This is a genomic window from Campylobacter sp. JMF_06 NA1, from assembly GCF_027737785.1.
Classification (GTDB): domain Bacteria; phylum Campylobacterota; class Campylobacteria; order Campylobacterales; family Campylobacteraceae; genus Campylobacter_B.
Window position 1 is genome coordinate 100,674 of sequence record NZ_JAOVUA010000004.1, and the last position, 13,179, is coordinate 113,852.

Below are 13,179 nucleotides of genomic sequence, written 5' to 3' on the forward strand. Positions count from 1 at the left end.
TAGGATTTTTCCTAGCCTATTTTTTTCTCTTTTTTACTCTACTTTCAAAAAGTCTTTGTCTATTTTTAGCTGTTTTACTAGATCCAAAATAGCGTAAATTTCATCGTGGAAATACGGCATATCCAGCTTGAAAAAGTTAAATTTCAAATCATTTAATGCTTTTTGCGAATTTGCATTTTTGCGCAAAAATACGAAATGTGCCTCTTCCTTGTCGATTAAATTTAAATAAGCAATCGCAGTTGAGTCTGTGCGCAAAATCTCGCTATCAATTAGCACGATATCGGCCTTGTAAATGCGGTCTGCTAGGTGTGTTTTGAGATTTTCCCAGGTGTTGTTTGGCACTACATTACAACCCGTGCTATCTAAAAAATCCTTCAAATCATCGAAAATTTCTTTCTCTTTGTGCGCGATTAAAATTTGATAATTGTATTTTTTACTTCTTAGTCTGTTTTCTTGCTCCAAATACGAGCACTGAGCGTGCAATTTGATATGGGTTCCGCCATTATCGTTGCTTAGCTCCGCGATTTTGCCGATATCGCCTATGCTTTGTTTGGCTTTGGAAATGTATGGGTCGTTTATGACTTTACCGCTTATGAGGGCAGTTTTTAGGTTGTGGATATATGTGGTGCGGATCTCTTTTTTAACGCTGATATCGACTAAGAGTTGCATCCTTGATAGTCCCGGCTTATCATCTCGCACGGAAAATACGATTTTTATAAGGGTAGGATCTTTGACATTTTGCAAGAAAAATAGGCAAATATGATAAATCGCATTTGAGAGATTTATCACATATCCGTCATAATATCGTGGCGCGTCTGGCGGGAATTTGATAAAGACCGAGCTATCGTATCTACTACACTCTTCGAATAAAATTTCACTTTGAAATTTAAGCGGTTTTAAGATATCGACTTGATTTATCGGGATAATTTTCTTTTTTACAGGTTTTATTTCGACCGGCTCTTTTTTAGGGAAAATATCGCCCTTATACGCCCTGCGCCTAAGTGCCTTGCGAAATACGATTCTATACGCCAAAACTAATGCCAAAAGCCCTAAAATCCCAAGTAACGCGTAATCTTTAATCATAGTATTATCATCCCGTCGCCATAAGAATAAAATCTATACTTTTGCTCCACTGCTTCGCGGTAAATTTCAAGGGTCTTTTCAAGGCCGATGAAGCTAGCAACCAGCATAATTAAAGTAGATTTTGGTAAGTGAAAATTTGTAAGCAGATAATTTTGCCTAATAGGCGGATTATTTGGGTGCAAAAACAGCTCGCAAGCCCCACATCTCTCGCCATTTCGTGCGAAATTTTCCACGGTTCTAGTAACCGTAGTGCCTACACCTAAAATTTTTTTATCGCTTTTTAAAATTTCGGCTGTATCTTGCGCAATGCTGTAAAATTCGGAGTGCATTTTATGCTCTCTTAAATCCCTTGCCTCAACCGGCTTAAATGTCCCAGCGCCCACATGCAGGGTAATGTAGTAAATCTCGTGATTTGCTCTAAGCGCGCGTAGCATTTCCTCGCTAAAATGCAGGCTTGCAGTCGGAGCCGCCACAGCCCCTGCCTCGCGCGCGAAAATGCTTTGATACCAGCTCTCATCGTCTTTGGTGTCTTCGCGCTTGATATATGGTGGTAGCGGGACATGGCCGATTTCATCGGTGAGAGCGAAAATTTCGTGTGTGCTAAGCGCGCGATTATCACGGCTAAACTCCACCACTCTAAGCCCATCTTCACAGCACTCTACGACCCGCGCGCGCAAATTTTTATCAAAAACTAGCTCACTACCCACGCTTACTCGCCCTCTGATATATGCGCTAAATTTATTATCATTTAACGGCGAATTTAGCAAAAGCTCAATCTTGCCACCGCTTGATTTAGCCCCGAAAATTCGCGCTTTTATGACCTTGGTATCGTTAAATATAATCTCGCAAGGTGGCAAAATTTCAGCCAAATCGCCAAATTTAAGGTGTGAAATTTTATTTTTTTCTCTCTCATAAACCAAAAGCCTTGCGCTCTCTTTTGGCATTAGTGGGGCGTTTGCGATTAAATTTGGCGGCAGGTGGTAATCATAGCTATCTACTAAATTTAGATCCATTACGCCTCTTTTACTGCGCCTTGTGCGCTTTTCTCGCTCTCTTCGTCCTCGTCTGCCTCGTCATCATCATCGGCTTTGTATGGATTTACTATTTTTGCGATGAGGATTGAAAGGGCGTAAAGCACGATTAGCGGGCCAGCTAGCATGAATTGGCTCAAAACATCAGGCGGTGTCATAATCGCGGCAAAAACGAAGATTATAACAATAGCAAAGCGGAAAAAACTAGTCAAGCTTTTGTTTGTAATAAGCCCTAGTTTGGCTAGGAAAAATGTAACTACCGGAAGCTCAAAACTAATGCCAAAAGCCACAACTAATTTTGTGAAAAACCCGACATATTCGCCGATTTTAAGCATAGCAGAGTATGCCTCACCACCGAAATTTATCAAAAAGTTAAAAGCTACTGGAATTACGAAATAATAACAAAACGCAGCCCCTAAAAAAAACATCACACTAGCGCTTAGCACAAATGGAATTACATATTTTTTTTCGTTATCATACAGCCCTGGGGCGACGAAAAGCCATGCTTGCCAGAAAATTATCGGCATAGAGAGCAAAAGCGAGGTAAAAAACGAAACCTTCATCGCTGTAAAAAAGGTTTCGCCAAGTTGGGTGAATACGACTTTGCCGTCATCTGGAAGGACTTTGACAAGTGGGGCTTTCATAAAATCTAAGATTATTTCCCAATAATTAAAGCATACGACAAACATAAGAATTACCGTGATTACGCAGATAACTAGGCGTTTGCGAAGCTCGGCAAGGTGTGGTTTTAACTCTTCGAACATATTTTACTCTTTTGAATTTTGTGTTGGATTTGAATTTTGCGCTTGCGGGTGCGCTTCTGACTGCGCCTGCGGTTGCTCCTGCGTCGAATTTGGCGTAGAATTTTGCGCTAAATTTTGCGTAGAATTTTGCTTAGAATTTAGCGAATTTTCCGCTTCATTTAGCGTGGTATTAACAGAGCTTTCTATATCACTTAGCCCTGCATTTAGCGTATCTTTGACCGAATTTAGCCCGCTTTTTATCTCGTCAAGCTCCTCGAAAGTAAGCTTTTTGCGCATGGTTTCTGTGGTTTTGCTAATGCTTTCTTTGTATTTTTTGGCGTCCTCTTTGAGTTCGGCTATGCGGACTTCTTGGTCGAAAGTGGCTTTTGCGTCGTTGATTGATTTTTTGATGACTTTGAAGTATTTTGCAATCTCAACTAGCGCGCTAGGGAGCTTTTCAGGGCCTAGGGCGATGACTGCGACGATTAAAATTATCGTAATTTCAGGGAAACTGATACCAAACATTAAAATTCCTAAACAAAAAGATTGCGTATTTTAGCTAAAACTTCATTAATCTTAAATTTAATGCTCGCTCACAAATAGGGCGATTTCGTCGGCTAGCAAGAAATTTGGATTGTAAAAAACGCCGTTTTTGAAATCCAGCTTGCCCTCTGCGCTTAGAATTTGGGCGTTTTTAAGCTCTCTTTCGCGCAAAATTTCGCCCCTCACGCCCAAAAACGAGCGAAATCCAAGGAAAATTTTCTCCAAAATTTTATCCTCTAAGCTTAAATTTTCCACGCTTTTTGCAAGCGGATTTTGTATGTATTCCTCGATACTGCCTGCGCCGCTGTATCGCACAAATCCGCTCGTGCCCACAGCGTGTGCGCCAAATCCAGCGTAATCCTCGCCACTCCAATACGCCACATTGTGCGCGCAACGCCTGCCAGGCTGGGCGAAATTTGAAATTTCGTATTGCGTAAAGCCTAGCTCGCTAGTTTTTTCAAAGAAAAATTTAGCCAAATTTTCATCATCTTTGGCAAACTCTGTGCGCCCGAAAAATGGCGTGCCAGGCTCCAATGTAAGGGCGTATGCGCTTAGATGCGAAACCCTCGCGCGCGCAAACTGCGCAAGCTCGAATTCTAAATTTTGCTTATCATCAAATTTGCTAGCATAAATCAAATCCAAATTTATATTTGAAATTCCCGCGTTTTTGGCGTTATCCACGGCTTCGAAAATTTCATTTTTTCCGTGTGCGCGACCTAGAAATTTGAGTTTTTCATCATTGAAACTTTGCGCGCCAAAACTTATGCGATTTACGCCAAATTTTCGCATTTGCTCTATCCATTTGGGCTTGGCAGAATTGGGGTTTGCCTCGGTTGTAATCTCGGCGTTTTGGGCGAAATTTGGCGAGAGTTTTTCAAAAATCTTTTCATAATACTGCGCCGATACCACACTTGGCGTGCCGCCGCCGATAAAAAGGGTTGAAATTTTGAAATTTTTATTTTTTTTAATGAAATTTGAAATTTCGAAATCTAGCGCGTCAAAGTAGTTTTTAGCTAATTTAAATGCGTCCATGCGTGAGCCAAACGCGCAATACGGGCACTTTGAGGTGCAAAACGGGATATGAATATAAATATGCAAAATTTCTTCCTAGCCAAATTTAAAGGGCGAAATTTAGCAAAAATTCTTTGAATTTTAGCCAAATTTATACCTATTTTCGCTAATATTTTGCAAATTTTTTTCAAAGAGCTAATATGGAGAAAAATTACAGACCAAATGTCGCAGCTATCGTGCTTGCGCCTTCGTATCCGTTTAGTTGTGATGTGCTTATCGCCCAGCGCAGTGATATACGCGGGGCTTGGCAGTTTCCCCAAGGCGGTATCGACAAGGGCGAGACGCCAAAAATGGCGATTTTACGCGAACTAAAAGAAGAGATAGGCACAGATGATGTCGATATCATAGCCGAGTGTCCGCAGTGGCACAGCTACGATTTTCCAGAGGCTGTGGCGCAAAAAATGCGCCCATGGGACGGGCAAATGCAAAAGTATTTTTTACTAAGATTAAAAAGCCTAAAAGGGCTTGATATCAAAACGCATAAGCCTGAATTTGATGATTTTAAATTTGTAAATGCAAATCAAGTTTTAAAGCATGTAAATCACTTCAAAAAGCCGATTTATGCGCTTGTTTTAAAATATTTTAAAGAGGAGGGATACCTTTAATGCTTATAGTTCAAAAATACGGTGGCACTAGCGTAGGCACATTAGAGCGCATAGAAGCGGTTGCCGAGCGCGTGATAAAGACTAAAAACGAAGGCCATGATTTAGTCGTAGTTGTATCTGCGATGAGTGGCGTTACAAATAGATTGGTCGAGTATGGAGAGTATTTTACAAAAGATCTAAACACTCGCGAAATGGATATGATGCTAAGTGCTGGTGAGAGGGTTACTAGCGCGCTTTTAGCCCTTGCGCTAAATGCAAAAGGCTACCCTGCGGTGGCGTTTTCTGGCAGACAGGCTGGTATCGTAACCGATACAATGCACACCAAAGCTCGCATTATCTTTATCGATCCGACTAATATGAATAAAGCCATAAAAGAGGGCAAAATTGTTGTCGTAGCTGGATTTCAAGGTATTACCGAAGAGGGCGATATCACTACTCTTGGCAGAGGTGGAAGCGATCTATCTGCTGTGGCGATAGCTGGGGCGATAAATGCTGATACATGCGAAATCTACACAGATGTCGATGGGGTTTATACCACAGATCCACGCATTGAACCAAAGGCGAAAAAGCTCGATAAAATCAGCTATGAAGAGATGTTAGAGCTTGCTAGCATGGGAGCTAAGGTTTTGCAAAATCGTAGCGTAGAGTTAGCCAAAAAGCTTAAAGTAAATTTGGTAACTAGAAGTAGTTTTAATAATAACCAAGGAACACTAATAACAGGAGAAGAAAATATGGAAGACGCAGTAATCAGCGGAATAGCATTAGATAGAAATCAAGCAAGAATCACAATCAGAGGCGTAGATGATAGACCGGGCGTTGCGGCTGAGATTTTTTCATCTTTGGCGCAAAAAGAGATAAATGTAGATATGATAGTCCAAAATATCGGCATTGACGGAGCGACAAATTTAGGCTTTACGATTCCACAAAACGAAATGGAACCAGCCCTAGAAATCATGCGCTCAGTAATTTCTAATCCAAAATGCGTAATCGAAAGCGACAACGAGGTCGTAAAGGTCTCAATCGTGGGTGTGGGTATGAAAAGCCACAGCGGTATCGCTTCGCTAGCATTTCGCACACTAGCAGCCGAGGGTATCAATATCCAAATGATCTCAACTAGCGAGATTAAAATTTCGATGATTGTGGCTGAAAAATACGGCGAGTTAGCAGTTAGAGCCTTGCATAAAGCATATAATTTGGATAAATAATGCAGGATTTATACACTTGGAGCGCTAAAACTCTGCAAAACGAGCGAGATATGGAGTGGCTCGAAAATCGCAAAGAGCACTGGATACCGCTATTAGCGACAAAAATGCGTCTGCTATATAGCGGGTATTCGTTTGTGGTGATGTGCGATGATGAGAGAAGGTGGTTTGGCGAATATATCGTCAGTAAGATAAACGATAGCAAAAATACCAGACCGCTTCTGCCATTTTTCGAGTTTTCATCGCTTTATAACCAAGAGATTACCTCCCAAGAACAGGTCGCTTTGCTAAATGATATGCTCTCGCTCTCATTTAGCAACGGCTTCATTTATTTTTACATAGGCAGGGGCGATCACGCTTACGCCAAAATAGCCAAAAGCCATGAGGACAGCTATTTGTGGCTCATCGACGAGGCATTGCCAAACAGCTTTCAACTAAGCGAAAACGATGAGAGCCTAGATATTAAACTGCTTCAACTCTTTAAAATTTTAAACAAAAGTATCGACGCGGTGCTTTTTGGTGAAGTTGTGCTTTGAAACTCATTAATCAAATTTTTATAACGAACGATTATGCGGGTTTTAAAGCAAAAATTCTATCTGAATTTTCCCCTAAAAATTTGCGCTTTTTCGAAAGCGATGAGCTCAAAATCGACGAAGCTAGAAAGATAATCGACGAAGCCTATATCGCCGAGGTAGAAAACAAAATCATCGTAATTAGCGCGGTTAAATTTCGTGACGAGGCGCAAAACGCGCTTTTAAAAATTCTAGAAGAGCCACCGCGCAATACGATTTTCTTTCTCGTTGCGCCCTCGATTACACTGCTGCTGCCGACGATTAGATCTAGGCTAATGGTGCAAAATTTGCTTGGCGAGAAAAAGCGCGAGCGCACGGGGCTAAATTTGCGAAAAATTGATTTAAGGCAGATTGATGCGTTTATTAACGAGTGCATAAACAAAGAACGCGTCGGTTCGCTCGACAAATTTGCCCTAAAATCGCTTGTCATGCAACTTGTCATCGAGTGCTTCGAAGCTGGGATTAAATTTAGCCAAGCCGAGCTAGAACACATAAACAAGCTCGTCTATCTCGTCGAACACAACGCCAAATCCCACGCTGTATTGCCACCGCTATTTTTGATAATCAAAGGCAAATAATGAAAATTTTTAAAATTTCAAATAGTGCCGATTTTATGGCACTTTGCGCGCGCATTAATTGCACAAAAGAGGGTGCGAAAATCATGTGCAAAAAGTCGATTCTGAACTTTTTTTATATCAAAGATTTGCGCACCCCTGCGGCAAATATCTTAAAGCAAGATGCCCTTAGCATAGGCGCAGAGCTCGTAACGGCTGAGCATGTAATCACAGGCGGGGCAAATTCAGACGCGCTTTTGATTGCAAACGATAAACAGGTTGAAATTCTCTCAAAAAAAGAGAAGGCGCAGGATTTTGGGCTAAAAAATTTGGCGCAGTTTTTGGGCCAAATTTTCAAAAAACCCAAAATTTGCGAGATTATGGGGGTTTTAAATCTAAATTTCGATAGTTTCAATCCCGCTTCTCGCACCCAAAATTTAACCGAAGCAATCGCAAAAATCGAAAAGATGATTGAAGATGGAGCCGATTATATCGACATTGGCGGGGTTAGCTCGCGCCCTGGAAGCCAGTATTGTGGCGGAAAGGAAGAGTTTGCGCGCATAAATGGCGTAATAAGTGAAATTTATAGGCAAAATTTACACAAAAAGGTCAAATTTAGCCTTGATAGCTTTGATGAATACTGCGCCCGTTTCGCGCTAGATCACGGATTTAGCCTTATAAACGATATTAGCGCAAATTTAAATTTAATCAGTGTTATCAAAAATTACGGTGCGAAATACTGCCTAATGCACATGCAAAACTCGCCCCAAAATATGCAAATTTCGCCACATTACGATGATTTGATTGGCGAGATTGATGAGTTTTTCGCGCGAAATTTGGCGCAAATCGTCCAGCTTGGCGTGGAAGATGTGATTTTGGATGTGGGGATTGGCTTTGGCAAAACGGCCGAGCAAAATTTGATTTTAATCAAAAATTTAGAGCATTTTTTGCACCACGAAAAACCGCTTTTGGTGGGGGCTAGCAGAAAAAGTGTGATTGATTTTTACCACAAATCAAGCGTGGAAGAGCGATTGCCTGGGTCTTTGTATTTGCATTTGCTAGCAGCGCAAAATGGCGCAGGTATCATCAGGGTGCATGATGTGAAAGAACACAGGCAAATGCTTGATTTAAAATCGGCTTATGATAAAATTTTGTTGTGAAAATGGCTAAATTTTATTAGAATTTTATCCAAATTTAGCAATACTTATCAGCTTAAATTTCACAAGGAGGGAATATGAGAAAAATTTGTGTTGGTGTCGCTGCGTTAGCGATGTTTGCAGGTAGTTTGAGTGCGAAAGAATTTATCAATATCGGCACAGGTGGAATGACAGGGACTTACTATCCTGTGGGCACTGCGATTTGTCGCCTTGTAAATACCGATAAAAATTTTAAATGCTCAGTTCAATCCACAGGCGGATCGACATACAATGTCAATAATGTCCTTAAAAAAGAGCTAAATTTCGGCTTCGTTCAAAGCGATGTCGTTTATGACAAATACAATGGCAAGGGCAAATTCGAGGGCGAGCCAAATCCAAAACTTCGCTCAGTTATTTCGATTTATCCTGAGCTTTTGGCGTTTGTAGTCGCGCGCGATAGTGGAATCAAGGCTTATGCTGACATAGATGGCAAAAAGATAAATTTAGGAAATCCAGGTAGTGGAAACGAAGTAACAAGCACTTTGATTTTTAATGAATACGGCATTGATTTAGCTAAAATGGCGCAACGAAGCGTGCTAACCGTGCAAGAGTGCCCAATGGCGCTAAAAGATAAGAAAATCGACGGATATTTCTTTATGGTAGGACACCCGACTGCAAATATCATTGATGTAGCGACATCTATGCCGGTTGATTTAGTTAGCATTGATGAAGCCACAGCTGATAAAATTGTAGAAAAATACCCATATTTCGCAAAAGGCGTGATTCCAAAAGGGCTTTATGAGGGGATTGATTACGATACTACGACGATTGGCGTAAAGGCTGTATTAGTCGCTGATGAGAGCGAGAGTGATACAGCTGTAAGAGCGATCGTAAAGGCTATTTTAGATAATTTTGACGAGTATAAACAGCTCCACCCTGCGCTAAATTTGGTTAGCAAAGAATCCTTGATCGAAGGTCTTAGCGCACCACTTCACCCAGCGGCTGAGGCGGTATTTAAAGAAGTTGGAATTTTAAAATAAGGCAGTAGATGAAAAAAGACGAGCAGGTATTAGAGGTAAAAAGTAGAGAATTTTCGTCGAAAAAGCTATTTTGGCTTGTGACGCTAGTGTGCTTCGCGTGGGCTGTTTTTCAGCTTTATATCGCGTATTTTCCGATAAATGGCACGCGCGCTAGATCTATCCACTTAGGTTTTGCGATTTTTATCATTTTCGCTCTTTTTCCTGCTCGTTCGCACTCTAAGGCGCATTTTTACATACCATTTTATGATTATATTTTGCTTGCTATTGGCACCTTTGCGATACTTTATCCTGCGATTGATTTTTACGGGATTGCGCAAAGACCAGGCGATTATTTGCAAAGAGATGTGGTAATTGCGTTTTTAGGAATTTTTGTTTTATTCGAAGCTGGGCGCCGTATGATGGGTCTAGCGCTTCCGATAATTGCATTTTTATTTTTGCTGTATTGCTATTTTGGGCAGTATATGCCAGATGTCATCGCGCACCGTGGCGCAAGTATCGAAAAGCTAGCCGGACACATGTTTCTTACCACAGAGGGCGTTTTCGGCGTGCCTGTGGGGGTTAGCACAAATTATATTTATCTATTTGTGCTTTTTGGTTCGCTTTTAGAGCGCGCTGGTGCGGGGCAGTATTTCATAAATGTAGCGTTTGCGCTTTTGGGTAGATTTCGTGGCGGACCAGCCAAAGCTAGCGTTATTGCTAGTGGGCTAACCGGTATGGTTAGCGGAAGCTCGACTGCAAATGTCGTTACCGTGGGAACCTTTACGATTCCGCTTATGAAAAAAGCAGGCCTTAGCCCAGTCAAAGCAGGCGCAATCGAGGTCGCAGCTGGCGTAAATGGCCAACTCATGCCACCTATCATGGGCGCGGCTGCCTTTATCATCGCGCAGTTTTTGGGTATGGAATACACGCACATTATGATTGCTGCGCTAATTCCTGCGTTTGCGTGCTATGCGGGGCTATTTTTTATCGTGCATTTAGAGAGCTGTAAGCTAGGGCTTAAAGGAAATTCAAACTACAAAAGAGTTTCAAAGCTAAAACTGATTTTAAGCGGAATTCACTTTTTAATCCCGATTATGGTGCTTTTATACACACTTTTGATTTTGAAGCAAAGTGCCTTTGCAGCGGCATTTAATGCGATTGGTGTGCTATTTATCATAATGGTTTTGCAAGAGCCAGTTCGCAAACTAATTTACAAAGAACAAATTTTAAGGCAAGATTTTATCCAAGGTTTTAGCGATATTTTTTGGGCTATGGTCGCAGCGTCGAAAAACATGGTAACAGTCGCAGTCGCCACTGCGTTAGCTGGCGTCATCATCGGCTCTATTTCGCTAACTGGTCTAGGAGCTGTGCTATCTGATCTAGTCGAGGCTGTGGCTGGGGATAATATTTTGTTGATTTTGCTAATGACGGCGATAATGAGCTTGATTTTAGGCATGGGGCTTCCGACTACGGCGAATTATATCGTGGTTTCTAGCCTAATTGCGCCTGTGATTTTGATTTTAGCTGATAGAAATGATTTGCTTGTGCCTGCGATTGCGGTGCATTTGTTTGTGTTTTATTTCGGAATTTTAGCTGATGATACCCCGCCTGTGGGAATTGCAGCGTATGCCGCCGCAGGTATTGCCAAGGCAAACCCTGTAATCGTGGGCGTGCAGGGATTTATTTATGATTTGCGAACAGCGATTTTGCCGTTTGCGTTTTTTTTCAACAACAAACTTCTTTTAATCGAGTCAATCACCACCCCAATGGATCCAAAGGGCATTACATGGATCTCAGATCCCGCCCAAATCGCGCTTATTTTTGCTAGCGCGCTCATTGGTATGTTTGCGTTTAGCTCCGTGCTTCAAGGCTGGTTTGTGAAAAAATGCAACGCCTTAGAGCGCGTGCTACTACTATGCGTCGTGCCGCTAATGCTCGTGCCAAATATGTGCGTGAGATATTTCGATTTCATCAGTAGCGAATATATCTGCTACGCTACTGCTTTGGCGATTTATGTGGGGATTTTTATTAAGCAGTGGTTCGCAAAACCAGAGGGCGAGCAAGCTTAAATGCAAAATTTCAAATGGCAAATTTCAAAGCAGTTAAAAACTGCAATGAGGCAGAAAAATATAGATAATTTTAGCCTTGTTGTTTTGGTTAAGACTTTTTATGACGAGGCGCACCCAGGTCATAGCGAGGATATGAGAGCGGAGGTTTTTGCTATACTTGATGAATATAATCCAAATTTAGATATCGAAATTTTTGATATGGTTTGCAGGGCTTTGGGTATCAAAATCACACTCGGATAAATTTGATATTTTTGTGAATTTTAAAATTTAAAAATGGGGTCAAATTTGACCCCATTGTGCTTTTTAAAGCAGAGTTAGAAAGTTATTTCTATGATTTCATAAGGCTTGGTGAAGCTTTCGTCCTTGACTTTGAGCAGGTTTTGAAGCTGTGGCGCTAGGACATAATAGACGATTTTGACATCGACGGTGTAGGTGTTTTGTGGCATAGTTACGCTAAATTCTCTGCTCTCCCCGGCGTTTAATCTCGTATCTTCCTTCAAAGTTTTTGCGGCATACGATAGGGTTTCATCGCCTCTGCTGTCTGTATAGATCGCACGAAGCGCGCCTAAATTTTGCGTTGATAAAATTTTGCCAAGTCTGTCTTTGAATCTGACATGCACTTCAACCGAACGCCCGCTAAATCCTGTCGGAACCTTGTGAGTGGTTAAATTTTTTAAATTTATCACCGCTTTATCGCCGCCTAAGCGATTAAATCTAAGCTCAATCGCCTCTTTTAGGATATCTGAATTGCGTGCGCCGTTGAAAAAGTGAGATCTGATATCTCTGATAACCGCGCCTTCCCTAGGTGCGCCAGGGGCGATGATTTTTTTGGTCGATTTGCCCATGTGGCAATCCACGCAAAGTTTGGCGTTTTGCACGCCTGCACCCTCAGCTTGTGTGTTATAAATCGAAAGCTTAGATTTGCCGCCTTGTCCTTGGTGGCAAGAGTTGCAAAGCTCGTCGTTGTTTTGGAAAAAATCTCGTTTTTGGCTTTGGTGATACAGCGCGTCAGCCTCGCTCACATCGTATGGGCCAGTCACATAGTCCTCGCTCCACGAGAAGCTTTTGTATCCAGAGATACTCGGATCGCTTTGGTCTGGTTTGATTTTATCGACATTGTGGCAAATGTAGCACGAAATGCCGTTTTTGACATCTTCGCTTTTGGTAAATTCTTTGACCTTGTCTTTCTCGCCAAGATCAAGCGACAGCGCCACGCTCATCGATACATCTAGCTCTTTGATTTTCATTTTTGCGTTGTGGCATTGACCGCATGATAGCGTTAGACTCTCTTCTAAATTTCCCGTTTCTTTGGCGATTAATGAAATTGATTTTTTGTAAAGTTCGTTAGAATCCTCGTGTGATAGCGCGTGTAGGGATTTGACCCAAGCTTCATGCACATCGCTGTGGCAGGTGGCACAGACATTTGGATCAGCGAAATCAGCCTCAGCGGCAAACAAAAATGAGAAACCTAGTCCCAAAAGCCCTAAAAATTTAAACCTCATAATCTCCCTCCAAGTCGAAATTTAGGCTATTCTAGCAAAAGAATTCTTA

14 protein-coding genes are annotated in these 13,179 nt (G+C 41.7%); 8 read left to right on the forward strand and 6 right to left on the reverse strand.

Features of this window, described 5'->3' with window-relative positions:
* Nucleotides 1–33 precede the first annotated feature (33 nt).
* Genes OFO07_RS05710 through hemW form a run of 5 tightly spaced genes read right to left on the reverse strand, consistent with a single transcriptional unit; the run spans nt 34 to nt 4,498 of the window.
* A complete protein-coding gene (locus OFO07_RS05710) occupies nt 34–1,083 on the reverse strand; it encodes a hypothetical protein (RefSeq protein WP_270871260.1) in 1,050 nt (349 codons plus the stop codon).
* The gene (gene queA, locus OFO07_RS05715) at nt 1,080–2,096 is read right to left on the reverse strand and encodes a tRNA preQ1(34) S-adenosylmethionine ribosyltransferase-isomerase QueA (protein ID WP_270871261.1); all 1,017 of its coding nucleotides are present in this window, start codon (nt 2,094–2,096) and stop codon (nt 1,080–1,082) included. The genes OFO07_RS05710 and queA overlap by 4 nt, the downstream gene beginning before the upstream one ends.
* A complete protein-coding gene (gene tatC / locus OFO07_RS05720) occupies nt 2,096–2,878 on the reverse strand; it encodes a twin-arginine translocase subunit TatC (RefSeq protein WP_270871262.1) in 783 nt (260 codons plus the stop codon). The genes queA and tatC overlap by 1 nt, the downstream gene beginning before the upstream one ends.
* A gap of 3 nt (nt 2,879–2,881) precedes the next feature.
* Nucleotides 2,882–3,382, reverse strand: a complete 501-nt coding sequence (tatB, locus tag OFO07_RS05725) for a Sec-independent protein translocase protein TatB (RefSeq protein WP_270861892.1) — start codon at nt 3,380–3,382, stop codon at nt 2,882–2,884.
* 57 nt (nt 3,383–3,439) lie between these two features.
* Nucleotides 3,440–4,498, reverse strand: a complete 1,059-nt coding sequence (gene hemW / locus OFO07_RS05730) for a radical SAM family heme chaperone HemW (RefSeq protein WP_270871263.1) — start codon at nt 4,496–4,498, stop codon at nt 3,440–3,442.
* Between the two features lie 113 nt (nt 4,499–4,611).
* Between hemW and OFO07_RS05735 the strand changes: the two genes are divergently transcribed.
* The 8 genes from OFO07_RS05735 (at nt 4,612) to OFO07_RS05770 (ending at nt 11,868) form a co-directional block, all read left to right on the forward strand.
* On the forward strand, nt 4,612–5,076 hold the full coding sequence (locus OFO07_RS05735) for an RNA pyrophosphohydrolase (protein ID WP_270859098.1): 465 nt from the start codon (nt 4,612–4,614) through the stop codon (nt 5,074–5,076).
* Nucleotides 5,076–6,281, forward strand: a complete 1,206-nt coding sequence (locus OFO07_RS05740) for an aspartate kinase (RefSeq protein WP_270871264.1) — start codon at nt 5,076–5,078, stop codon at nt 6,279–6,281. The genes OFO07_RS05735 and OFO07_RS05740 overlap by 1 nt, the downstream gene beginning before the upstream one ends.
* The gene (locus OFO07_RS05745) at nt 6,281–6,814 is read left to right on the forward strand and encodes a HobA family DNA replication regulator (protein WP_270871265.1); all 534 of its coding nucleotides are present in this window, start codon (nt 6,281–6,283) and stop codon (nt 6,812–6,814) included. Before OFO07_RS05740 ends, OFO07_RS05745 begins: the two co-directional genes overlap by 1 nt.
* On the forward strand, nt 6,811–7,428 hold the full coding sequence (locus tag OFO07_RS05750; RefSeq protein ID WP_270861888.1) for a DNA polymerase III subunit delta': 618 nt from the start codon (nt 6,811–6,813) through the stop codon (nt 7,426–7,428). Before OFO07_RS05745 ends, OFO07_RS05750 begins: the two co-directional genes overlap by 4 nt.
* Complete coding sequence (gene folP, locus OFO07_RS05755; protein ID WP_270871266.1) at nt 7,428–8,564, forward strand: dihydropteroate synthase; 1,137 nt, start codon at nt 7,428–7,430, stop codon at nt 8,562–8,564. The genes OFO07_RS05750 and folP overlap by 1 nt, the downstream gene beginning before the upstream one ends.
* A 74-nt stretch (nt 8,565–8,638) precedes the next feature.
* Nucleotides 8,639–9,580: a TAXI family TRAP transporter solute-binding subunit gene (locus OFO07_RS05760; protein ID WP_270871267.1), complete on the forward strand. Its 942-nt coding sequence runs from the start codon at nt 8,639–8,641 to the stop codon at nt 9,578–9,580.
* A gap of 8 nt (nt 9,581–9,588) precedes the next feature.
* Nucleotides 9,589–11,628 (forward strand): TRAP transporter permease, encoded by a 2,040-nt coding sequence (locus OFO07_RS05765; RefSeq protein ID WP_270871268.1) that lies wholly within the window; start codon nt 9,589–9,591, stop codon nt 11,626–11,628.
* Nucleotides 11,629–11,673: 45 nt separating this feature from the next.
* Nucleotides 11,674–11,868, forward strand: a complete 195-nt coding sequence (locus OFO07_RS05770; RefSeq protein WP_270871269.1) for a hypothetical protein — start codon at nt 11,674–11,676, stop codon at nt 11,866–11,868.
* Between the two features lie 74 nt (nt 11,869–11,942).
* Here OFO07_RS05770 and OFO07_RS05775 read toward each other — a convergent pair whose 3' ends face one another.
* The gene (locus OFO07_RS05775; protein WP_270861883.1) at nt 11,943–13,130 is read right to left on the reverse strand and encodes an ammonia-forming cytochrome c nitrite reductase subunit c552; all 1,188 of its coding nucleotides are present in this window, start codon (nt 13,128–13,130) and stop codon (nt 11,943–11,945) included.
* Nucleotides 13,131–13,179 lie beyond the last annotated feature (49 nt).